Below are 23,990 nucleotides of genomic sequence, written 5' to 3'. Positions count from 1 at the left end.
TAATTTGTCAGCAAGGCCGCTATATCATTTGCGACACAAGCAAGAACCCACCAAAAGCCAGCCCAAAGAACATCATCGCATTGCCACCTTCAGCAGCATAACGCTCACTTAAGGTGTTCGCTATTCTTAGTTTGTAGACCATAGCAAGCGGAACGAAAACCGCTAAGAACACTAGAATAATTCCCGCGTAAGCCAGAACAGATAAGAACTGGTCTGCTGCGATAATCGCACCAATAAGCGGTAATACGAAAGTCAGAATATAAGTCACCACGCGATTCTGTTTAAAGGTATCGCTATTTTGATGGAACAGTGACATAGCGACACCAAAGAAAGAAGTTAGCAGCGCTAAACCTGTAAACAACGATAGCACAGTACCAATCCAAGGTGCATCATGCTCAAACCCAGCCATTAGCTCAGATACACTACCAAACTCTTTTAGCTGCTCTGGTGGCAAGTTGCCGACTACAGCAAACAACCAACACAAGTAGCAGAACAATGGGATTAAAGAGCCTAGAATGACCATGTTTCTCAATTGACTGTCTGTAGCCTCATGGTTGTAGGAAACCAAACTTGGAATCACTACCATAAAGCCAAAACTAGTAAACAATACCGCACTTGTTTGAATAAGCCCGACTTGGTCATTATTGCTTACTTGCGCGAGGTTTTGTGTCGAAAACTCAGGTAATAACACCAGTAGCGTTACCGCTAGGCTGACAACCATTACAAAGAAAAGTGCTCTATTGAGCTTATCAATCACACCTGTACCACAAGCTACAATTGCTCCAGCTACAAGGGCAAATAAGGTCTGACTTTGGGTGAAACTAATCGACACACCAAGAGCAGTAAAGCCCTGAGATAATAAGTCTGCTGCACCCAGAATGTATGCCATCAATAAGCAGATCAGCAATGCGTAGAGCAGACCATTAGAGACAAGTTGTCCACCCTTGCCTAACGTTTTGCGAGCTATCGAGTTAAGTCCTAACCCACCACCAGATTTAATGGTCGCTTCGAGCAAAAGTAGAGCAGAGTATGTGGTACCGAACCAAATCAGCACCATTAATAGTGTCCCGTACAATAAGCCAAATTGGGCTAGTACCATTGGAATTGCAAGCATACCAGCGCCAAGCGCTGTACCAGAAATAATGAGCGCGCTGCCCAGAAGTTTTGTATTCATTTTCTCTAAAACCGTAAATATTATTTAAATTTTGAATTTATGCGCTTCACACGCAGACGTACTGAGATAAGGGAGTATCAATACGAAAAATAAAATCGAGAAAATGAATAAGACTGCAAGAGGGTATTGCAATAGCGGAAGAGTGCCAAAGAAGAAAAAAGAGAGGTTACATTGTTAGAAGCCTTATGAGGCGACCCTTCAGTTGGCTCCAGAATCGGGGTGGTAATTTTGAAAATCATTAAGATGTCCTAAGTAAAAGACATTCCTTTGGAAAAGGCATAGCAAATCCTGCGCTATGTCATCTCAAACTGAGATAACAGCATCTTATAGGCTGAGGCTATGATTGCAATGGGTTAGTTTTTAACTGGTCAAATAACAACCTAACTTACTAGATTAACACCTACTAAAAACACTACTCTTCCGCTGGCGTAACTCTTCCCTTTATCTCATTACCCGCATCTCTAATCAGATCAATTGGCGACATAATCACGCCTTTTACTGCTCCCTGCGTAGCTTGTTTTAGATACAAAAAAAGCCAGCGTAACGCTGGCTTAAATTCAGTGAGTGATGGAGATTGCCGACAAATCTTCATGCTTATGGTACATAGCATGTTTACTTATCAACCTTTCACTTAGTTCACTCATGCCAACCACATCAACTTTTGAACCCTTCTTTCTGAATTTAAAGACAACTTTGTCCAATGCTTCAACCGCAGTGTTATCGAGAAAATGTGCTCCACTTGTATCAATGGTGACATATGGGGTTGCAGCTTCAAAATCAAACATCTCCATAAACGCATCTGAGGATGCAAAAAATACATGGCCACAAACTTTATGAACTGAGTGCACGCCTTCAACAGCAACTTCGTCTGAAATAAACACCATTGCTTTACTCACATGAGCGTAAAACAGCGCTGACAAAGTCACTCCAACAAGAACTCCGATCGCTAGGTTATGAGTCCACACTACAGTCGCAACAGTCACAATCATTGTGATGTTGGTAGGTAATGTATGATCTTTTAGTTCTGTAATTGATCGCCAAGAGAATGTACCAATCGAAACCATGATCATCACCGAAACCAGTGCAGCCATTGGGATCAGAGTTAACCAATCAGATAAGAACACCACCATCAAAAGCAGCCCAACCCCAGCGACTAACGTCGACATTCGAGATAGTCCACCTGACTTAATGTTAATCACCGATTGGCCTATCATTGCGCAACCTGCCATTCCACCAAACAGCGACGACACAATATTCGCTACTCCCTGCCCCTTACATTCGTTGTTTTTATTGCTTTCTGTATCCGTTAAGTCATCAACAATCGTCGCGGTCATTAAGGACTCTAAGACACCCACGACAGATAAGGCAATTGAATAGGGCAGAATAACTTTAAGAGTCTCTAAGCTGAGTGGAACATCAGGCGCCAAAAATATCGGCAGAGAATCTGGCAACTTGCCCATATCGCCAATCGTTCGAATATCTAATCCAAACATCAAGCTAATCGCTGTCACCACCACGATAGCAACCAATGGTGAAGGAATAGATCCTCCAAGCTTTGGAAGATAAGGAAACAGATAGATGACAGCTAAACCGATTGCGACCAAGATGTAGACACTGTTCGAAACATCGGTTAATTCTGGTAATTGAGCGAGAAAAATCAGAATCGCTAACGCGTTTACAAAACCGGTAACAACCGCCTTAGATACATAGTTCATCAGATTGCCTAGTTTTAGGTAGCCAATAACAATCTGAATGACACCAGTTAAAAGTGATGCAGCGAAAAGGTATTCAAGACCATGCTCTTTAACCAATGTCACCATTAGTAGAGCCATAGCGCCCGTTGCACCCGATATCATTCCTGGTCGACTACCTACCAAGGCAGTCACAACGCAAATACAAAATGATGCATAGAGCCCGACTTTAGGGTCTACACCCGCAATTATTGAAAATGCGATAGCCTCTGGTATGAGCGCTAATGCGACTACGATTCCCGATAAGCTGTCTCCTTTTATGTTTGACAACCAGTGTGTTTGTAGATTTGTAAGCATGTAATTCTCTTTGTTTATATGTGGCTAACCCTGCCGTGTTACAGACATAAGTTAAGTCAGCAGATTAAGATGAGCCTGAGCTCGGTTGCGTGTACTCAGAGAAATACGTGGTCTAAGGCGGCGTAATTAACACGGTTGGTTAAACTCCTCTATATAATGATGTTTGACAGCTTGATACCTTCGCCTAAAACGGTTGATTAAAGCGCTTGTTGAAAAAATCAAGTTTTGTCGAAAGATCTTGATACCGATTGAGCATAGCTTTCGAATAACCTTCTTGATCAAGCAGTTCAGACAACTGGTTCGCTTCGTCAATCAACTCATCAATTGTTAATGATCGCTGTTCAGTTCTTGATATTGGGTTAAGGCTGGATTCGCCTTGAAGGTAAAGATAAATGTCGCACCATCGTGCACTTTGCGGCAGGGTCAACTCTTCACCAAACTGCTCTAAATACTCCAGTTCAGATTCGAGCTGCTCCCTATCATCGGGGAGTATGTGGGAAAGGCGCTCAGCAACCAAAGCAACACGATCGTTGTCTACGCCTGATTTGACAAGAGCGTGTTTCTTCCAAAATCGGTCGTCTTCGCTATATTTTGCCAATGCGCTGGCTGCAGCCATTACGAAAAGAATAAAAGCAGATATGAATTTCATTACTTTATTCCTAACGTTGGTTGTAGCAGACCCTCTTCTTTTTTAAGGTGTTCTAATTGAACGATCGTTATACATTTATTCATATAATTCTCTTTTTACGCATACAGTAAACCCTGCCAATACAGACATAGTTAAGTTCACTCGTTGTTTCGATGAGCGGGCGCTCGGTTTAAGTGTAGGTCGGGAGAGAATTGATAATTTAAGGCGGCGTAATTAACACGTTGACGTTAAACTCCTCTCAACTGTAGAAACATAATCAGCCGGAATTGGCTGTAGCGCCAATATAATCTGTTGTAGCGAGTTAATACATTTTAAAAATCAAAATCAATGATTTCACTTTTCCATACTCAAAAGTTTGATTTAACATATCTACTATTTGATGATGACATCAACATCCGTTTACAATGCAAAAAGCCAAACTCATCACCTCCTAATTTCTCCTCTTCCATTGCGTTCCACAAAAAATACCAACTCCTTATTAACCTACATCTGTCAACGACTTAAATGCTTGAGATCTCAGACGTATATTGGTGGTGGTGCTTTCCAACTGTCTAGATATAAAGATGCTCCCTTAAACGCCTAAGCACGTCGATTTTACGTCACTACGTCAAAGTATTGATTACACACACCTTACATCACATTTACAAAAACCTTACGGAGAGTGCGGTCACAATAAAAAATTAGCCATCTTTCCTCCTAATTGCATATAGGAGAATATGTTGATGTCTATTCCAATATTATAAATTTTTATCCAATAATGCGCCTTACTATTACTACAAAATTGCTCATCACGTTGTTAACGGTATTTGGATTAGTCCTCGTAGCGTCAACAACATACCAGTATCTGCAGCAACGCGAGTTAATAAACTCTGTTTTGAGTGAACAGCTTCATGACAAAGCAAGTAACTATTTTGATAGCCTGAACATGATGATGCTAACTGGAACCATGGCTCAAAAAGAAACTTTAAGACAAAAGGCCCTCGCTCAAGATGGGATTGAACAGGTAAAGGTTCTGCGGGCAGAGGCTGTTAGCAAACTCTATGGTCCTGGACAAGAGAATCAAAAACCTGTTGATGATATTGATAAGCGAGCCCTTGCTGGTGAGTTAATCATAGAGCCTATCAACGCGGAATGGGGCAACGGTATAGTTGTCGCTTTACCTATGAAATCGAGCGAAAACTACCGCGGCACCAATTGTGTTGCTTGTCATATGGCACCCGAAGGCGAAGTACTAGGTGCTATTCGCCTTGAGTACAATTTATCTCATGTTAACCAGCTCATCAGTCAAAGGGCGTTTATTGCACTAGCGATTATGTCAGCGTTTGGCTTCGTTGGTTTTTTAATCACCATGTGGTTGATTAGAAAGATCATCGTGCGTCCGATTCAAAAAACCTCCGGCTTTATGCAAACTGTCAGCAAGACAAAAGATCTTTCTCAACGACTTTATACAACACAAAAGGATGAGATTGGTCAGCTGTCAGGTGCGATAAATTCCTTTATGGATACCGTTAACCAAAGTCTTGAGCAAGTTCAAGCAACATCTCACAAAGTAGCGGGTAGCGCCACACAACTGACCCAAGTAGCACAGATAACAGATGCAGCAGCAAGTAACCAACAAGCGGAAACCTCCGAAGTTCAAGACAATATTGAACAAATGCAATCTCAGCAAGTACAAGTAGAAACCGCGACCGACGAAGCTTCTACCCTAATTAAGCACACAACTCATATTGCCGAACAGAGCGCCCGTCAGGCTCACGGGGCAAGTCACGAGATCAAAGGGCTAGTAACCGACATAGAGCAAGTTAAAGATAGTATTGTTGACCTAAACAACCAAACCGCAGAAGTTTCTAGCATTTTAGAGGTGATAAAGGGTGTCGCTGAGCAAACTAACTTACTCGCCCTTAATGCGGCAATTGAAGCTGCACGTGCGGGTGAACAAGGTCGTGGGTTTGCTGTCGTCGCTGATGAAGTTCGCAATCTAGCCAGTCGAACTGCACAAGCCACAGGCAGCATTGAAAGTATTATCGCCCAATTCCAAAAAGATAGTGAAGCGTCACTCTCTTGTGTCGATACGGTTTGCGGCACTGCCCACCAGCGTTCGAGCGAAATCGAATTGCTTTCGCAGGCGATGAATGGTGTCGTCGAAGAGATGAAACAAGCACTCGCTCATGCAAACCGTATTCAACAGCAGTCCAGCAGCACAGCCCACTTAAGTCATCAAGTTCAAGGTAAGGTTCAAGTGATTAACCAACATGCAAATCAAACCACTGAGTCTGCCGCTCACACGAGAGACATTAGTATGAATCTTGAACAACTTTCCGAACATCTAGAACAGCTATTGACGCAATTTACCCTTTCTACACCGAAATAGCCGGATATTAGGGATTTTTGTTCGACTAAATGACAATAAAGGTTGAAGCATAATATTTGAAAGGTAATATGTTCCATTGAATCTATAGAATTCTATCCAACCCAATGTTTGCTCATTATTTATTCGGTGAGTATCTCAACATTGGGTTGAATTTTTACCTCAATGGAGAATATTTAAAACATGACTTACGCGCCTGTATCAGACGTTTTGAAAGGTCAGCTAGCAGTAGACAGTGAAGTAACTGTTCGTGGCTGGATCCGTTCACGTCGTGATTCCAAAGCTGGAATCTCTTTCCTTGCCATTTACGACGGCTCTTGTTTCGACCCGATTCAGGCCGTGGTCCCTAATAATCTTAATAATTACGAAGACGAAGTATTAAAGCTAACGACTGGCTGCTCTGTTGAAGTAACGGGTAAGATTGTTGAGTCTCCTGCGAAAGGTCAAGACTTCGAGCTTGCTGCAACTAACGTTAAAGTTGTTGGTTGGGTTGAAGACGCAGAAACATACCCAATGGCTAAAACTCGCCACTCGATCGAATACTTACGTGAAGTCGCACACCTGCGCCCACGTACAAATGTAATCGGTGCAGTAGCGCGTGTTCGCAACTGCCTATCTCAAGCGATTCACCGCTTCTACCATGAGCAAGGTTACTTCTGGGTATCTGCGCCGCTGATCACAGCTTCTGATGCTGAAGGTGCTGGTGAAATGTTCCGCGTTTCTACGTTAGACATGGAAAATCTGCCTCGCACAGAAAAAGGCGATGTTGATTACAACGAAGATTTCTTCGGTAAAGAGACGTTCCTAACGGTATCTGGTCAGCTAAACGGTGAAGCTTACGCTTGTGCACTAAGTAAAGTTTACACGTTCGGTCCTACGTTCCGTGCTGAAAACTCAAACACAAGCCGCCACCTAGCTGAGTTCTGGATGGTTGAGCCTGAAGTTGCTTTCGCGGATCTAGAAGATATCGCTAAGCTTTCAGAAGACATGCTTAAGTTTGTATTCAAAGCAGTACTAGAAGAGTGTCGTGACGACCTTGAGTTCTTCGCTCAACGTATCGATAAAGAAGCAATCACTCGCCTAGAGCAGTTTGTTTCTTCTGACTTTGCACAAGTAGACTACACTGACGCAATCCAAATTCTTCTGGATTCTGGTCGTGAGTTCGAATTCCCAGTTGAATGGGGTATCGATATGTCTTCTGAACACGAGCGTTTCCTAGCGGAAGAACACTTCAAAGCGCCTGTAATCGTTAAAAACTACCCGAAAGACATCAAAGCATTCTACATGCGTGCGAACGATGACGGTAAGACTGTAGCGGCGATGGACGTACTAGCACCAGGTATCGGCGAAATAATCGGAGGTTCTCAGCGTGAAGAGCGTTTAGACATCCTAGACGAGCGTATGCGCGAAGTAGGTATCGACCCTGAGCACATGAACTGGTACCGCGACCTACGTAAATACGGCACTGTACCTCATGCAGGCTTCGGTCTTGGCTTTGAGCGCCTAGTATCTTACGTAACTGGTATGGGCAACGTTCGTGACGTTATCCCATTCCCACGTACACCACGTTCTGCAAACTTCTAATTCGAAGTCTAACATAATAAAGGCCTCCGATATTCGGAGGCTTTTTTGTATGTTTAGTGTAAAGAAAGCTCTCCATTAGTGAATGCTACCTAATCACAACATCGCTTCATTAAGATTAGAAAAACTCATTACTTCGAGCTAATGTCAAAGTATCTTCCATTGCGCAGGAGTATCGCTATGAAACTATTCAAAATTGAGGATCTGTCATACAACGGTGTTCATGAAGGTGTGCATAGTTGGGATCACCCTCAAGGCAATCAGCCTTATTACTGGCATCCTGATTGGCTGCATATTGCTGAAGATATTACCGGAATGCATGGCAGACAATCACTTGATATCGCTCAAGGCGAGGTAGCTAATGAGCAACATGCCAAGCAAGCCATCATAGATCACCTTAACGATAAGCATAAATAGCCGAGCTCGGTTTGCACGTAGGCGCTTTGTTCAAGTATGTTTTGTCGCTGCACTATACGCAAACTTTCTTATTTTCAATCATAATTGATAATGTGACGCAGTAAGATCACAGTGAGGAAGTTTGTTATGAGAGTATTCAGACTAGATGATCTGTCTTATGACGGAAGGCATGAACACGCGATGGATTGGGATCATCCTTCAGGAAGCCAACCCTACTACTGGCACCCAGACTGGCTACAAAATGCCGAGGACTTAATGGGGGTCTATCCTAGTGATGCTGACCCATCGGTTACACATCCCGACAGTATAAGAGACTAGTAGTTGCAAAAGGGCTAAGCATTGGGTTAGCCCTTTAACAATTTACTCTATGCTATTAGTTTTAGCAGCGTAACGGATACCAAATAGACAAATGGCAAACATCACAAATGGTATTGCAGCTGCCGTGTATTCAGTCCATGCCAATGTAGCGAAAGACTTTGCCAGAATTAGATGCCCAAACACCAACAAAGCCGCACAAATGATAGCAACAAACACCAAACGGTACTCATGTTTATAACTTCGTTTTTCCATAACTCCCCCTCGCGATAGCAATGGAGTTATTTCAACACAGTTTTCCTAGCGTATAGCGGTACAGTTTGTCACAAAAATGCCCTAGCAGTTTGGTGGCTTAGCAACTAACTGTGCTATTTCTTTGAGTGCGTCTCTCACAGTATCGGTGAGTTCGAAAGAAATATTGATACGTAGGTAGTTTTGGAACTGGTTGTCGGCTGCAAACAAGTTTCCATAAGCAATTGAGATATCTGACTTTTTCAATTTCTGATAGATAAAGTAGGTATCTATTACTTTATCTAATTCAAGCCAAAGGAAATACCCGCCCCTAGGCCTTCGTACAGTTATTGTTTTAGGAAAACACTGCTCTATAGCATCCAGATAGTCAATTTGCCGCCTACTTAGATGTTTGCGGAGTTTACGAAGATGGTTGTCGTAACTTTCATATTGCAGATAATGAGCCACGCCCTGCTGGATCGGTGAGCTTGTTGCTAACGTGGAAGTCAGTTGCTGTTTTTGCAACTTGTCGCTTAGCGTGCGGTTTACCACCCACCCTATTCTATAACCTGGACATAAAGACTTAGACAACGAACTACAGAGCAATACTCTGTCTCGCTCATCCCAATATTTGAGTGGATAGGGTTTGCGATCTTCAAGGTGTAGCTCGGCATAGACATCATCTTCTATAACATAGACATCATACTGATTTGCTAACTCAACAACTGAACGCTTGCATGCATCATTTAGGGATGCGCCAGTTGGGTTTTGGAAACTTGCCATCAACCAACATGCTTTAACGTCATGCTGGCTAAAAGCTTGCTCAAGACGCGATAAATCAACCCCTGTCGCTGGATTTACTGGTACCTGCACAACATTGAGCTTTAGACGCTCGACAGCTTGAAGTGCACCGTAAAACGTCGGCGTTTCAATAACAACGGTATCTCCGGGCTCGCACACCACTTGTAAACTCAGGTTTAGGGCTTCCATCGCACCAGAAGTTAACACAATGTCTTCGTGAGACACCGCCACACCCTGCATGATATAGCGCTGAGCAATCATCCTTCTAAGGGTTTCATTTCCCGGAGGCAAATTCCGGATAACACTCTCAACTGGTGTTTTCCTTCCTGCACTGGCAAGGTGGCGATTAAGCGCTTGCAAAGGAAATAAACTAGGATCGGGAAACGCAGAGCCAAAAGCCACAGACGCTTGGTTATTACTCTTTAGAAACTCGTACAGCTCATCGTTGTACTCACTTCGCACGGCAGGTCGGACACTACCCATCGCGCTGTTCTCTATAGTCGAGGTAACAAAATAGCCTGATTGAGGTTTGGCTTTAATCCAGCCTTGTGACTCTAATAACTGATAGGCTTGTAGCACGGTTGCTGAACTTACCGAAAAGCTCTGACTCGCCGCACGTAACGAAGGGATCTTTTCCCCTGCACGCCAGGTATTGTCTTTGATCTGCTGTTTAAGCTTTTCTGCTAATTGTTGGTAGCGATTCATAGATCCCTCATATTAATGTCGCAAAGATACCATAGTCAAAAAAAACATGACCTTACGAGCATCCCACAAAATGGCTTTGTTTTTTGCGAATCATATTTATCGAGTTGAATCACATTAAATATCACAAACTCTGTTACATTTATCAGGTATTAGTGATCCAAACAACCTTACATAAGGGATGATAATAATGAAAAAATATGATTCGTCACATATCGAGTACAAAGGCGAAAGCAATGGTGTACATAGTTGGACAACACCAAGTGGGCAGCCTTACTACTGGCATCCGGATTGGCTGCACATCGCTGAAGATGCAACGGGTACACACCCCAAACAAGATATAGAGTTGACAAAAGGCGAGAAGCCAACGGAACAGCACGCCATCAAAGCGATTTTGTCTCACGTAAACCAGTGGGCAGCGGAAAAACTGGGTAAAAATCCAGAGATAGAAACCAACGCTATCGAATCTCAAATCAACCTTAAAAAGTAATCTTCACTCACGCACCCGATATTAGGGTGCGTGTTCTCTTCATACCAACTCTCATCCTACACCTAGTACTAAAGTTGCAAAAACGTATCAATAAGCGAAACTAATCGATAGAATGCTCGGTCTTTTATTAGGTAGACGAATCACTTACTAGATAATGGTATTTGTCTATAGGCGAGTTTTCGCCATATTGATAATGATATAAAGGCTTTGACATGGTTAACTCTCATTACAACGCATCTTTGACTCTAAAGCTATACACACTGGCCGCAGTAGTTTTCGGTCTCTATGGGGGGCGAGTCTGTCCGATGTTAGAAACATTAACATCGACAGAGTTGTTTACACATGTTGCGGTGACGTTTGGAACAGTCTTCCTCTTTCGCCATTTTCTCCTTCAACGGCACACTCTGCTTCAAGAGCAAAAACAGGCTCAACTCGATACCACTTTGATGTTTTTTGGTAGTTTTGTTCTTGCCACCTTCTATAACGTCTATTATGAATTCCCTCTCGACAGTAACCTTAAAGTTTTGTTTGGTATGAGTTTATTTGGCTTCTTTACCGGCTTACTACTTCAACTAGATTCAAAAATTCAAATCTTTGACAGCCTAACTAATGCTGAACGTTTCAAGTTTGAGCTTAGCGGTGAACGACAATCCATGGTCAAACAGATGATTTTCCTCATCAGCCTGCTTCTAATCACTTTGACGACTATGCTTGCCATGGTCGCCATAAAAGACATTTTTTGGCTTGAGCACAACCCTGATCGACTTTTAGATGGCACAGGAAAAATCAGTGTAATCAAAGAATTTGTTTACATATCAGGTGTACTTGGTGCTTACATCATTGCAATTATGCTTCAGTGGAGCAAGTTAATGCGCCGCGTCTTAAACGCACAAGAATGTTCGTTGATAGAGGTCGCTAACGGCAATACATCCAAACGCGTTCCTATTTTTGAACACAATGAGCTAGGGTCAATGGCCTCGTTAACAAACCAAATGCTTGATAGCCTAGAGTCTAGCCAAGACGAAGTGAAAACAACGCGAGACGTCGCTATTGTCAGTTTGTCCGCTCTTGCAGAGTCACGTGACAATGAAACTGGCGCCCATATTCTACGAACCCAAGAGTACGTGCGCGCACTGGCGAAACACCTCTCTCAATTTGAACAACATAAAGCTCTGCTTACTGAAAACTATATTGAATTACTCTATAAGTCCGCTCCCCTTCACGACGTAGGAAAAGTCGGCATTCCTGACAACATTTTGCTTAAGCCAGGGAAACTGACAGATGAAGAATTTGAAATAATGAAGCGTCACCCTGAGATTGGAGCCAAAGCGCTATCAATGGCTGAAGGTCAGCTCGGTAGTAACTCGTTCTTACAACTGGCGAAAGAGATCTCTCTTACCCACCACGAAAAGTGGAACGGTAGTGGCTACCCCAATGGGCTTAAAGAGGAAGAAATACCTATTTCAGGACGATTAATGGCGCTAGCTGATGTTTATGACGCACTTATTTCAGAGCGCGTATACAAAAAGGCCTTTAGCCACGAAAAGGCAAAGTCGATTATTCTTGAAGGGAATGGGAACCACTTTGACCCACAAATCGTCGAAGCATTCATAGCGATTGAAGATGAGTTCGTCGCAATCGCCAACAAGTACCGTCAACTAGAAGCCAAAGAGAATGAGCTAGAGCAAATGATGCACGCTTAAGTCCCTATACCCTCATCCATTTTCACTCATTTAACGTCCCTTTACGGTATAAATAAAGGGACTTTTCATATAGAAAACTTGGTTTGAATAGAAACCGCTCCTAATCGCGACTCATTTTTAAATTTTCTTCACTTTCGCTGTTGTCTCACTCTGCGTAGAAAGGTATAAAAGAGTGAGTTACCTATCCCTTCGATAAACATGGATGAAGATTATGTTTGAAAAAGTAGTTGCTGCACCCGCAGACCCTATTCTTGGCCTTACTGAAGAATTCAAAAAAGACACTCGCGCAGAGAAGATTAACCTTGGCGTGGGTATCTACAAAAATGAGCAAGGTGAAACCCCTGTTTTAGCCACAGTCAAGAAGGCTGAAGCGGCACTCATTGAAACAGAGAAGACCAAGTCTTACCTAACTATCGAAGGGACCGCTGAATATGCACTAGCGGTTCAAAAACTTCTTTTCGGAAATGATGCGGAAATCGTTGTTAACAAGCGAGCTAAAACCGCTCAAGCACCTGGCGGTACAGGAGCTCTCCGTGTAGCTGGTGAATTTATTAAACGCCAACTTGGTGACGCAAAAATCTGGATCAGCAACCCTACTTGGGCAAACCACAATGGTGTATTTGCCGCTGCGGGTATAGAAACAGCTCAATACAGCTACTACGATGCTGAATCTAAGGACAAAGACTTCGCATCTATGGTTGCTGATTTAGAAAAAGCAACTGAAGGTGATATCGTGCTTCTTCACGGGTGCTGCCACAACCCAACAGGCATCGACCCTACCTCTGCCGAATGGGAAACTCTGGCTAAGCTTGTCGCAGACAAAAAACTTCTTCCGCTGTTTGACTTTGCCTACCAAGGTTTCGCAAAAGGCGTTGAAGAAGATGCTGCGGGCCTGCGTATCTTTGCTAAGTACAACAAAGAGATTTTAGTCGCTAGTTCATTCTCTAAAAACTTTGGCTTGTACAATGAGCGCGTTGGCGCCTTCACTCTCGTTGCAGAGTCACAAGAAGTGGCAACAACAGCATTCTCACAAGTAAAAGCGATTATTCGTTCGATCTATTCAAACCCACCAGCACACGGTAGCGCTGTGGTCACACACATCCTTAACAACAAAGACCTTCGCGCAGAGTGGGAAGCAGAAGTGAAAGAGATGCGTGACCGTATTCAAGACATGCGTGAGCTGTTTGTTACTACGCTTAAAGAGCAAGGTGTGGATGCTGACTTTAGTTTCATTGAACGTCAAAACGGCATGTTCTCATTCTCTGGTCTTTCTAAAGAGCAAGTTAACCGCCTTAAAGAAGAGTTCGCGATCTACATCGTGGGTTCTGGCCGCATCAGCGTTGCAGGCATGACTCGTTCAAACATGCTACCTTTATGTAAAGGTATTGCGGCAGTTCTATAATTGCTGCGTACCTAAAACTAAAAAGCCAGCTTTCGCTGGCTTTTATTGTTTTCTCTTCTAGAACAAATACCTAAGAGAAATTCCACCTTCATTGGTAGTAGCATTGCCTTTGATTTTAGCCGTTTCAAAATCACCGTTGCGATGAGTGTAGAAAAAACCAACCGTAAAGCGCTCTGCAAACTGATAATCGGCTCTTACATTGAACACCGCTTCTTCGAGTAAGTCAGTGTAGTTAAATTCGCCTCGACTTGCTAACTCCCACTTCTCACTCAGCGCATACTTAAGTTCTAAACTCGCACCAATCGAAGGTTTACTATCACTAAACAATTTTTCTTCGGTTTTATCGAGAGTCTGCTTTGCCCACAAATAGCCGACTTTAGCTGTAGCGATTACATCTAACTTTTCCATCAATGGATAGCGATAAGCAACGCCCGGCAACAAGGTATATAACTCAGTGGTAACATCGTCAGGGTGAATAAATCGCGCGGTATAATCTAAAGTGAATAAAATATTGTCAGTCCAAACATAATTGCCACCGACAGCTAAAGCGGTTGCATTATTGTTTGTACCCAAATTTTCATTCAGCGACCCAGAACTTAAGTCTGCATAAAGGAGATCATAGTTTAGGTGGTTTATTTTATTAGGTTCTGCTGCATGCACCGAGCTAGCAAAGAGTAAAGGGGCTAATATCCAACGGTACTTCAATTCCATTATGACCTCTTGAGTCCATATACTGCACAAATTAACGGCGGCAAACTTTCCTTGGATGGACAAGATTAACTGCCAATTTTCCCAGACCAGAATCCGCGACAGATGCTGGATATATTCGTTATATTGATTAGAAAATATAGAACATGTAACCGCCAAGTTACTGAATAAATTGTGAGAATTATGATCTTGCACTAACTCTATTACTCAGATAGCGAAAAAGATCTCAAATGAGATCTCTTTCTTAGCAAAGTATTTAGGTCACTAGATGTTTCGCAATTGCACATCAGCTTCGTGCTAAAACTTGATAATAAGCTCATCTTGAGACAAGGTTTGTATCTCTGCCTTCGATTTGGCTTTAACCCGCTCCAGTAGATCAATCTCCAGTTCGTAAGGCATCACAATCTTGAGCTCTTCTACGCCTTCAATTTTTGCCAACTGAAGTAAAGTAAGAATATTGGATTCGTCACTACGATTTGCCGAAAGCGACTTCATAGCCTGATCCCACAAGCGGTCTTCAACCGATAGCGTCTCTTTTATCGTATCCTTCCATGCAAGGCTAAAGATAGGAGCAAACGTGCTCATGGCTTCCAAGAACGTCCATTTCTTATTGCAAGAAGCACCGAGAAAAGAAGTATAGTCGAACACAACACTTGTCTTGCCTAGATGTTCCATATCATCATCCCCCGTAATGTCGGCAACACAGTGTTCTCAATATCCTAGATCATGCTGGTTATAGCAATAGGATATAAAACAATGGTCTGTTATGCCCTAATTCTGTTTTAAAAAGCTATATAAAAACCAATGCGGTAACAATATGTGTACAAGAAAGTGATATAAGGAACCTGTTGCTTAATATTTTGGGTACCAAATAATATCTTGTTTCTTGAATGCTATTTTATATCAACGATTTTGCTAGCTTTTTTGTATTGTATTCTCCATCCTTTCCAGCTTGGCAGCTCCCAACGCTTTGGATAGCCTTTACGAAGTCCGTCACGATGTACGACGTAGATCAGCTTTTTCTTTACTTGGTATTCGACATCAAGATTAAGATCCCCCAAGGCTAATGTGAAGGGGTACGCGGCGGCAAAGTCATCGTATTCCCAATAAGGGATACCTTCAAAATGGAAATCGTCTTCGCTAAACAGCTCCAGTTCCGAGATATCGGCCAATTCAAGTAATGAAAGCTGCTGCGTAAACCAGCTTTCAAAGCACAGGCTATCTACATTTTCAACCGATTCAGCCTTTCCTAATGCAAGATACAGTTTCCAATGTTCTATTTGCTTGTGGCGAATGTCAGCAAAACCCGGTAATAACTGGTTATTTTTCACAGCCTCAAGCATGGGTTTAATCGCAAGCTCGCCTTTGGCTATTTCATGGCGAGTCGCTATCACTCTTCCTGCATAGATCAAGTTCATCTCAACCACAGGCTGTTCATCAACGGTGGTTACTTCACCTTGCTGCCAATCACCTAGCCCCATATCATGTAGGTTTTTTAGCTCAATAGGCATAGTGAAAGTCGCCAAGTTAAGCGTTTGCTTTACCCCCCTCCCCGGCAAGCTGTGAGTATCAAGAACTAAGCCTGCTTCATTTCTGTTAGGAAATCGGCTTTCTCTACCTAGCACCACCTCCATTTCACCGTTGCCCATCGCCTCGCGGCGTTTTAATCTGCGCACGAATACCAGCTCTGGGTGCAAACGGGTAATCGCTTCGGTCAACGATTGGTGCGAATAGCGTGAAGCTACACTTAGCTGTGGCAATTCAAACGCTTCTCGCATTTGTGAAGATAACGCCCGAGCTTCTGTTACTGCATCCCAATCAGTATTCACAGCGGAAAAATGCTCTCCTCGTAATAACCCAATCACAAGCTGAGCGTCGCACCCTAGTGGTTCTTCTTTTTCTAGCTTTTCTCGCGCTTCTTCGTTACCTGACAGACGATACAAATTAGCCGGTGTTGACAGTGCTGACGTAAGATCGACCATGGCTTCTTGAAGTGGTTTTGAAGGCATTCTTGTAACAAGATCAGCGTATAGTGCGTCAATAGGTAGCGGATAGATGCGCTTGCCGTGTTCAGTAGCAAGTCCAAACGCATCAATAGCCCCCATTGCAGTCAGAATATCAGTAGCGTGATTCAATGAACGTTCTGGCAACGGTTCTAAAAACTCAAGCTGTGTAAGTGCACTATCGCAGCTCGCTGATGCCAACATCGGTTCGGTGAGCGACTCTCGATGCATCTCAGGTGGCGTTACTTCCGACAATGCGGCATGTTCACCATACAAGCGAATGCAAATGCCATCCATAACACGTCCTGCCCTGCCACTACGCTGTTTCGCGCTCGCTTGAGAGATATGTTTCAAACTCAATGTGGTTTTGCCATTACGCTGCTCAGTGCGTCGTTCGAGCCCCGAGTCAATAACGGCAACAATATTTGGGATAGTCAGTGAAGTTTCTGCAACATTGGTCGCTAATACCACCTTCTTGTAGGATTGAACATTGAGGGCGATTTCGCGTTGCTCATCCGTGACAGAAGCATGGAGCGGGACGGCGACAATACCCTCAATACCAGAAAGCATACTCTGACATTGACTGATCTCTTTCCTGCCGGGTAAAAACACGAGGATATCACCTTCCATATCCTGTAGTGCAATCACCTCTTGCTTCACTTTCTCTTCAAGATTTCTGCTATCGGGAAGTTGCCTTGAGTCGCCAGCACGATAACCGATCGATACATGATAATTTCGTCCTTCAGCATACATACGTTTCGCACCGATGTAGGACGCAAGCTTTTGACCTTCGATCGTTGCTGACGTTACAACCAATCTATGATGGAGGCTACCCTTAAGCAACGCCACCAACAAATCTGTATCCCAACGTCGCTCGTGAAATTCATCCACAATGACGGTATCGAACTCTTCTAATTCGTTTTCAGAATACCATCGCAACGCAACGCCAGGGGTAACAAAGACCACTTGAGTGTTTTCATCAAATCGGCTTTCAAGCTTGATCGCATAACCGACAGACTCGCCTAATCGAGTCTTACTTTGATCGGAAAGGAACTGCGCGAGGGAAGTACACGCGATACGCCTAGGCTCAATCACGAGAACACGCCCTTGCTCTGCTGCCCAGATGGGTAGACGCGTTGATTTTCCCGAACCCGTTTCGGCTTCAACGATTAAATGGTGTGCTGAGAGCTGGGATAAAAAGTCACTTTTCAGAGGATCTATGGGTAGGCTTGTCATGATTTACGCGTGGCTAGTGCTAAAGCACGAAATTATATACGCAAACTTTGCCAGATTGCAGGAATATTCAGTTTACAATACGACAACGAATCCCTATCATTTTTATGTTCCTGTTCTCAAAGGTCTGTTGACCCTAACACCCTACTAAGGCATGTGATGAATAACGATAAACGCCCTCTATATATCCAATATGCAGGCCCTGCGCTTCTCAGTACTCCTCTTCTTAACAAAGGCAGTGCTTTCTCAGCAGAGGAAAGAAGCTCATTCAACCTTGAAGGTCTGCTACCAGAAAACACTGAAACAATTCAGGAACAAGTGGAACGTGCTTACCAACAATATTGTAATTTTGAAAGTGACATGGACAAGCACATCTACCTGCGCAATATCCAAGACACAAACGAAACCCTTTTCTACCGCCTAGTTCAGAACCATATATCAGAGATGATGCCGATCATCTACACGCCAACCGTTGGCGCAGCCTGTGAAAACTTCTCGAACATCTACCGCCGTGGCCGTGGTCTATTTGTTTCTTATGCTAACCGTGACCGAATTGATGACATTTTAAACAACGCATCAAACCATAACGTAAAGGTTATCGTAGTGACGGATGGTGAACGTATTCTTGGTCTTGGCGACCAAGGTATCGGGGGTATGGGTATTCCAATTGGTAAGCTGGCTCTTTACACAGCGTGTGGTGGTATTAGCCCAGCTTACACTCTGCCTATCGTACTTGATGTGGGCACAAACAACCCACAACGTCTTGCCGACCCAATGTACATGGGCTGGCGTCATCCTCGCATTACTGGCGCAGAATACGACGCATTCTTAGAAGAATTTATGCAAGCCGTTCAACGCCGTTGGCCAGATGCACTGATTCAGTTCGAAGATTTCGCACAAAAAAATGCAATGCCGTTGCTAGAGCGCTACAAAGACCGTTTCTGCTGCTTTAACGACGATATTCAAGGTACTGCGGCAGTTACTGTTGGCTCACTACTTGCCGCTTGTCAAGCTGCCGGAAACAAACTTTCGGAGCAGCGTGTCACCTTCTTAGGTGCTGGGTCGGCTGGCTGCGGTATCGCCGAGGCAATCATTGCGCAGATGGTATCGGAAGGTATTAGCGATGAGCAAGCGCGCTCGCAAGTCTTCATGGTTGACCGCTGGGGTTTACTGCAAGAAGGTATGCCTAACCTACTCGACTTCCAGCAACGTTTGGTGCAAAAACATTCAAACACCGCAGACTGGGAAGCAGAAAGCAATGGTTACTCGCTACTTGATGTCATGCGAAATGCTAAGCCAACCGTACTGGTCGGTGTTTCTGGCGCACCTGGTCTGTTTAGTGAAGATGTCATTAAAGAAATGCACAAACATTGCGCTCGCCCAATCGTCTTCCCGCTGTCGAATCCAACCAGTCGTGTAGAAGCAACACCTAACGACATTATTCGCTGGACAAATGGTGAAGCGCTCGTTGCAACCGGTAGTCCATTTGATCCTGTGGTACTCGAAGGTAAAACTTACCCAATCGCACAATGTAATAACAGTTACATCTTCCCAGGAATCGGGCTTGGCGTTCTTGCTGTTCAAGCAAAACGTGTTACCAACGAAATGCTAATGGAATCGAGCCGTGCTCTGGCGACATGTTCTCCACTTGCTATAAATGGTCAAGGCGCGCTACTGCCACCGCTTGAAGCGATTCATTCAGTATCGAAGAAAATTGCTTTCGCCGTTGCTAAAAAAGCAATCGAACAAGGTGTTGCACTCGAGATCACTGACGAAGCGCTAGAAGAAGCTATCGATGGCTCTTTCTGGCAACCCGTCTACCGTCGATACAAACGTACCGCATTCTAAAAAAAACGCTCTGAACAACCAAATAAAACCCAGCAAGCGCTGGGTTTTTATTCCTGCCACCAATATCTCGCCTTTACGATCTGAAATGTCCAACTAAATAACTTCATGCTATTCTCCACAAATCAGTTACCTACTGCTTTACTTTCATGGATTACCTAAACCTTTTAGGCGGATACCTTCGCCCCTATCTAACTGAGATTTCTACTGCATTAATAGCCTGCATTTTGGTTATGGCTGGCGGTGAAATTAACGCTTTACTGAGGAAGTTATTAAGAAACACCAACTTTGCCCTCAGAACTGTCGCATTTGTCTTGATTAACGCGTTTGGTTACGGCTTAATCATTGTCAAAGCAACACCTTACCTATCTCGGACATTACGCGGGCTTGAGGCTGGCATCATGTTTTCCATCGTATTGTTTTGCTTTATGTTAATTGGCTTATGGGCACAGCGGAACCGACAAATTTAGTGCGTAGATTATTTCATCACGAAACCCCAAAAAAAACTTGGCGAAGATTGGTGCTAAGAGTATTCGCATGGCTACCGCTTGTGTTAGTCCTCTTTACTGTTTCTTTATATGCTATCGATCGATGGGTTTCTTACCAAGCCAGAGACCAGCTCTTTACCGACACCGAACAAATCGAATCTTTCGATGTTGCTGTCGTTCTGGGTACCAGTAAATATCTAGGAAAAATTCTCAATGAGTACTACACCAATCGCATCGACGCGGCAATTGAACTTTATCAGCAAGGCAAGGTAGATAACTTCCTTCTGAGTGGAGATAACGCACATCGCTCTTACAATGAGCCTTGGACAATGAAACGTGATCTCCTCAAAGCAGAAGTGCCTGAAGAGAACATTTTTTTAGATTATGCAGGGTTTCGTACCCTAGATTCGGTCGTCAGAGCCAAAGAAATTTTTGATACCAATGATTTTCTGATTATTTCGCAGCAATTCCATTGCGAACGTGCGATATTTATCGCTAATTCTCATAACATTGATGCCAAGTGCTTTGCGGTCGCGGGACCATCCAAACACTCTGGTTTTCAAGTACGGATGAGAGAAGTATTTGCACGCGCCAAAGCTGTGCTTGATATTTACATCACTAATGCAAAACCAAAGTTCCTTGGGCCTAAAGAACCAATTTTAATTGAACAACTTCCACAGCAAGACACTGAGCAGAGTTTTGTCGAAAAACCCGTCGCTGTTAGTCAAACTGAACACTAGTCACCACCTGATTTCTTCACTGGCACAGAATTGCCCGAGACGACGCAGTAAAAACTGCTACAATGACGGCCTAAAACAAAGAGGGTTAACCCTCATTAGAATAAGAGCACTGTCATGTCTTTATTAGCTAAAGGTACGCTAAGCAAAATGCGCGCCTCTCTCGAAAATACGGTTCATTATCGACTTCCGGTTGGTGATGAATTAGTTGACCTCTCCCCTTTCATTGGTAAGAGCATTACGCTCACTCATACTGGTAATATCTTCTGTAGTTCTTGTGGCAAAAAAACCAAGAAAAGCTATTCGCAGGGGCACTGCTTTGTTTGTATGAAAAAGCTCGCCAGTTGCGATATGTGCATCATGAAGCCTGAAACGTGTCACTACGATCAGGGAACTTGTCGCGAGCCGCAATGGGGAGAGGAAAACTGCATGGTTGATCATTTCGTCTATTTATCAAACACCTCAAGTTTGAAAGTGGGCATCACTCGCCACACTCAAATCCCGACCCGCTGGATCGATCAAGGTGCTACTCAAGGCTTGCCGATTTTCAAAGTGAAGACTCGTCATATTTCAGGCCTTATCGAGGTTGAGCTGGCAAAACACATTGCGGATAAGACTAACTGGCGCACCCTGTTAAAAGGTGATGGAGAGCCAATGGCTCTAGAAGAAAGATTTGCTGAACTCTTGCCTTTAGTTGAAGAAAAAATCGCTGAAATCAAACAGCAGTTTGGCGAGGATGCAATTGAGATCCTTAGTGAGAATATCACTGCAATCAGCTACCCAGTGGAGCAGCACCCTACAAAAATTACTTCTCATAACTTCGACAAAAATCCAGAAGTGGCGGGTATTCTGCAAGGAATTAAAGGTCAGTACCTGATCTTTGATACCGGAGTTATCAATATTCGTAAGTTCACTTCTTATGAAGTGGAAGTCAGCGCTTAACGGTGAACTAAAAAGACCTCCACTTAGGAGGTCTTTGTCTAAATAGGTTATCGTTCAAGAATAATCTTTAGCTCATCGAACAGAATATCCACTTCTTCTAATGTGTTGTAATGCATAAAGCCAATTCGTACCACACCACCACTTGCTTCTAAATCAAGCTGGCGAACCAACCCAAGCGCGTAGAAATGTCCATTCCAAACACAGATATTTCTTTCTCCGAGCTTCTTAGCAATAAACTCAGGAGAGTGGTGATCAAAAGTTAAGGCGAAGGTCGGCGTTCTTAGCTCGCTGTTAGCTTCCAACTTACCAAACAGATTCACTCCTTCGAGTTCAGATAATCGGCTAAGAAAGCGTTCGCTAATCGCTGATTCATGCTGGTTAAACTGCTTAAATGAGTCAACTAATCTTTCCCTTAGTGACGCGTTACTTTTACCCCACTGCGACAGATATTTCACTGCGGCAATTACGCCAGCTAAACCTTCAAAGCTTTGTGTACCCGTTTCAAAACGCCCCGGACCTTCATTTGTCGCAGGTTCAACTTTGTATGGCTTCAAAGTTTGTAGCCATTCCGGCGCGATGTAGGCGATACCCACATGTGGCCCAAAGAATTTATACGCAGAGCATGCTAAGAAATCACAGCCAAGCTCTTGCACGTCGACTAAATGATGCGGTGCATAGTGAACAGCGTCTACGTAAACCTTAGCCCCCACGTGATGCGCGGCTTCGACAACGCGTTGAACATCAACAATTGAGCCTGTTGTGTTCGACGCATAGGTCATAGCAACGAGCACAGTCTTATCATTGATCAGCGAAAGTAAGTGTTCGATATCAAGACCGCAGTCACTTTCATCAACACGCGCTTGATGAACAACCGCACCTTTGTCTTCTGCGGCTTGTTGCCAGCTTGAGACATTCGAGTAATGATCGAGAGCAGTAACAATCACTTCATCGCCGGCTTGCCAATCTCGGCTGATTGCACGGCTTAACTGAAAGGTTAACGACGTCATATTGGCGCCAAACACTATGTTGTTGCTTGATTCTGCATTAACCAAGGCTTGGGCATACTCACGTGCTTGCTTCATTAAATCAGTCGTTTGCTGACTCGAAAAGTAATGACCACCCAAGTTAGAGTTAAAGAACCCCAAATAAGCCTGCATCGCTTCAAGTACAGACTTTGGTACTTGAGAGCCGCCCGGACCATCTAAAAAGATAACAGGCAAGTCATTATGTGTTTGACCAAGAGCACTAAACTGCGCTCTTGCTAAATTAGGAGTGAAGCTCATTCACACTGTCCTTTGCGGTTAACACAAATACATCCATATGCCCCGCTTCACCCTCAATAACCGAGCGAATTGGTGTAGCATTATGCCAAAGTTTGTCGTCAGCTAGCATGGCGACTTCACCACTATGCAATGCTTTGCGAAAGAAAGGGGCTTCATTGAAACTGCTGTAAACCATAATATCGCCGCCCTCAATATTGTGACGACCCATACCCACTACTGCGAGATGTTCAAATCCATCTTGGTGGACACCTTCTGGCGCAACCTGAGTCTCGTCGTAAACAGCCGAGATACGAATTTGGTGAATCTCGATCTCATGACCATCATCGAGATGATTAGAATGCGCAAATAGCTGACACATTTCACGCATACCGTCACTATTCATGATCGACTTTTCGATCGGTTCAAACTGGCGAACCACGTTACCCTGAAAGCGATTAATATCGTCACTTTGAACGAATTCACTCTTATTCAAATCGACCACGTTGCCATCTTGAAATGTCACTACGGAGTAGCGCCTTAAACGATACTGGCCGTCAGCATGCTCGGTATGAGGCAGTTGAGTAAACGAAGGGGCCAGTTGTGAAATCGCAGCATCACTTAACTTGGTCAGCTGTAGGGTAGTTTCGCGCTGATGTAACATCATCATCTCCTTAATGAATGTACATACCTATAATATGATTAACATCTTATTCACATTCATTATTTACGCACTTGTATTGCCAGATCAATAATTTTTAGCATTTCAATCCATCATTTTATATCTTTAAGAATATATACCCACCCAGAAGCAAAATAACAGTGATTAAATCCAGACCTAAAAAGCCATGAGTCCAAAAACTAGATGAGTTCACTAGAGCCAACTAATTTTCT

The 23,990-nt window shown here is 43.6% G+C and carries 21 protein-coding genes; 11 read left to right on the top strand and 10 right to left on the bottom strand.

Features of this window, described 5'->3' with window-relative positions:
- Nucleotides 1-19 precede the first annotated feature (19 nt).
- The 3 genes from ZX61_RS13050 to ZX61_RS13040 all read right to left on the bottom strand — a co-directional run bounded on the left by ZX61_RS13050 (nucleotide 20) and on the right by ZX61_RS13040 (nucleotide 3,871).
- Entirely contained in the window at nucleotides 20-1,174 is a 1,155-nt protein-coding gene (locus tag ZX61_RS13050) for an amino acid permease (RefSeq protein ID WP_049845068.1), read from the bottom strand.
- A gap of 557 nt (nucleotides 1,175-1,731) precedes the next feature.
- Nucleotides 1,732-3,222: a SulP family inorganic anion transporter gene (locus tag ZX61_RS13045; RefSeq protein WP_049845067.1), complete on the bottom strand. Its 1,491-nt coding sequence runs from the start codon at nucleotides 3,220-3,222 to the stop codon at nucleotides 1,732-1,734.
- A 184-nt stretch (nucleotides 3,223-3,406) separates the two neighbouring features.
- Nucleotides 3,407-3,871: a hypothetical protein gene (locus tag ZX61_RS13040; protein WP_049845066.1), complete on the bottom strand. Its 465-nt coding sequence runs from the start codon at nucleotides 3,869-3,871 to the stop codon at nucleotides 3,407-3,409.
- Between the two features lie 757 nt (nucleotides 3,872-4,628).
- Here ZX61_RS13040 and ZX61_RS13035 point away from each other — a divergent pair.
- From ZX61_RS13035 to ZX61_RS13020, 4 genes are all read left to right on the top strand, one after another.
- Nucleotides 4,629-6,242, top strand: a complete 1,614-nt coding sequence (locus ZX61_RS13035) for a methyl-accepting chemotaxis protein (RefSeq protein ID WP_049845065.1) — start codon at nucleotides 4,629-4,631, stop codon at nucleotides 6,240-6,242.
- Nucleotides 6,243-6,422: 180 nt separating this feature from the next.
- Nucleotides 6,423-7,823, top strand: a complete 1,401-nt coding sequence (gene asnS / locus ZX61_RS13030; RefSeq protein ID WP_049845064.1) for an asparagine--tRNA ligase — start codon at nucleotides 6,423-6,425, stop codon at nucleotides 7,821-7,823.
- Between the two features lie 177 nt (nucleotides 7,824-8,000).
- Entirely contained in the window at nucleotides 8,001-8,237 is a 237-nt protein-coding gene (locus ZX61_RS13025; protein WP_049845063.1) for a hypothetical protein, read from the top strand.
- Nucleotides 8,238-8,363: 126 nt separating this feature from the next.
- Nucleotides 8,364-8,555 (top strand): hypothetical protein, encoded by a 192-nt coding sequence (locus ZX61_RS13020; protein WP_049845062.1) that lies wholly within the window; start codon nucleotides 8,364-8,366, stop codon nucleotides 8,553-8,555.
- A gap of 42 nt (nucleotides 8,556-8,597) precedes the next feature.
- On the opposite strand, the gene ZX61_RS13015 is transcribed toward ZX61_RS13020, so the two are convergent.
- Both ZX61_RS13015 and ZX61_RS13010 read right to left on the bottom strand, forming a co-directional pair.
- Nucleotides 8,598-8,807, bottom strand: coding sequence for a hypothetical protein (locus ZX61_RS13015; RefSeq protein ID WP_049845061.1), 210 nt, complete (start codon nucleotides 8,805-8,807; stop codon nucleotides 8,598-8,600).
- Between the two features lie 81 nt (nucleotides 8,808-8,888).
- Nucleotides 8,889-10,289, bottom strand: a complete 1,401-nt coding sequence (locus ZX61_RS13010) for an aminotransferase-like domain-containing protein (RefSeq protein WP_049845060.1) — start codon at nucleotides 10,287-10,289, stop codon at nucleotides 8,889-8,891.
- Nucleotides 10,290-10,476: 187 nt separating this feature from the next.
- Here ZX61_RS13010 and ZX61_RS13005 point away from each other — a divergent pair, with 187 nt between their 5' ends.
- The 3 genes from ZX61_RS13005 (at nucleotide 10,477) to ZX61_RS12995 (ending at nucleotide 13,881) form a co-directional block, all read left to right on the top strand.
- The gene (locus ZX61_RS13005) at nucleotides 10,477-10,776 is read left to right on the top strand and encodes a hypothetical protein (RefSeq protein ID WP_049845059.1); all 300 of its coding nucleotides are present in this window, start codon (nucleotides 10,477-10,479) and stop codon (nucleotides 10,774-10,776) included.
- Nucleotides 10,777-10,988: 212 nt separating this feature from the next.
- Nucleotides 10,989-12,479 (top strand): HD-GYP domain-containing protein, encoded by a 1,491-nt coding sequence (locus tag ZX61_RS13000; RefSeq protein ID WP_049845058.1) that lies wholly within the window; start codon nucleotides 10,989-10,991, stop codon nucleotides 12,477-12,479.
- A 211-nt stretch (nucleotides 12,480-12,690) separates the two neighbouring features.
- Nucleotides 12,691-13,881 carry an amino acid aminotransferase gene (locus tag ZX61_RS12995; RefSeq protein WP_049845057.1) on the top strand — a complete coding sequence of 397 codons (1,191 nt, stop codon included), beginning with the start codon at nucleotides 12,691-12,693 and terminating at the stop codon, nucleotides 13,879-13,881.
- A gap of 57 nt (nucleotides 13,882-13,938) precedes the next feature.
- Here the strand turns inward: ZX61_RS12995 and ZX61_RS12990 are convergent, their stop codons facing one another.
- The 3 genes from ZX61_RS12990 to ZX61_RS12980 all read right to left on the bottom strand — a co-directional run bounded on the left by ZX61_RS12990 (nucleotide 13,939) and on the right by ZX61_RS12980 (nucleotide 17,828).
- Complete coding sequence (locus tag ZX61_RS12990; RefSeq protein WP_049845056.1) at nucleotides 13,939-14,592, bottom strand: outer membrane beta-barrel protein; 654 nt, start codon at nucleotides 14,590-14,592, stop codon at nucleotides 13,939-13,941.
- A 294-nt stretch (nucleotides 14,593-14,886) separates the two neighbouring features.
- A complete protein-coding gene (locus ZX61_RS12985) occupies nucleotides 14,887-15,264 on the bottom strand; it encodes a hypothetical protein (protein WP_049845055.1) in 378 nt (125 codons plus the stop codon).
- A 218-nt stretch (nucleotides 15,265-15,482) separates the two neighbouring features.
- Nucleotides 15,483-17,828, bottom strand: coding sequence for a helicase-related protein (locus ZX61_RS12980; protein WP_049845054.1), 2,346 nt, complete (start codon nucleotides 17,826-17,828; stop codon nucleotides 15,483-15,485).
- 156 nt (nucleotides 17,829-17,984) lie between these two features.
- Between ZX61_RS12980 and ZX61_RS12975 the strand changes: the two genes are divergently transcribed.
- From ZX61_RS12975 to ZX61_RS12960, 4 genes are all read left to right on the top strand, one after another.
- On the top strand, nucleotides 17,985-19,673 hold the full coding sequence (locus ZX61_RS12975) for an NAD-dependent malic enzyme (protein ID WP_049845053.1): 1,689 nt from the start codon (nucleotides 17,985-17,987) through the stop codon (nucleotides 19,671-19,673).
- A gap of 146 nt (nucleotides 19,674-19,819) precedes the next feature.
- Nucleotides 19,820-20,140, top strand: coding sequence for a DUF3392 domain-containing protein (locus ZX61_RS12970; protein WP_049845052.1), 321 nt, complete (start codon nucleotides 19,820-19,822; stop codon nucleotides 20,138-20,140).
- Entirely contained in the window at nucleotides 20,140-20,898 is a 759-nt protein-coding gene (locus ZX61_RS12965; protein ID WP_049845051.1) for a SanA/YdcF family protein, read from the top strand. The genes ZX61_RS12970 and ZX61_RS12965 overlap by 1 nt, the downstream gene beginning before the upstream one ends.
- Nucleotides 20,899-21,012: 114 nt before the next feature.
- Complete coding sequence (locus ZX61_RS12960; RefSeq protein WP_049845050.1) at nucleotides 21,013-21,837, top strand: DUF2797 domain-containing protein; 825 nt, start codon at nucleotides 21,013-21,015, stop codon at nucleotides 21,835-21,837.
- A gap of 47 nt (nucleotides 21,838-21,884) precedes the next feature.
- On the opposite strand, the gene ZX61_RS12955 is transcribed toward ZX61_RS12960, so the two are convergent.
- Together ZX61_RS12955 and ZX61_RS12950 are read right to left on the bottom strand one after the other, a co-directional pair.
- Nucleotides 21,885-23,120, bottom strand: a complete 1,236-nt coding sequence (locus ZX61_RS12955; RefSeq protein ID WP_049845049.1) for a cysteine desulfurase-like protein — start codon at nucleotides 23,118-23,120, stop codon at nucleotides 21,885-21,887.
- Complete coding sequence (locus ZX61_RS12950) at nucleotides 23,104-23,760, bottom strand: 2OG-Fe dioxygenase family protein (protein WP_150115003.1); 657 nt, start codon at nucleotides 23,758-23,760, stop codon at nucleotides 23,104-23,106. Before ZX61_RS12950 ends, ZX61_RS12955 begins: the two co-directional genes overlap by 17 nt.
- Between the last annotated feature and the right edge of the window lie 230 nt (nucleotides 23,761-23,990).

Source organism: Vibrio sp. VPAP30 (assembly GCF_001188205.1).
Classification (GTDB): Bacteria; Pseudomonadota; Gammaproteobacteria; order Enterobacterales; family Vibrionaceae; genus Vibrio; species Vibrio bivalvicida.
Note: the sequence above shows the minus strand (reverse complement) of the source record. Positions and strands in the feature narration are given on the sequence as shown.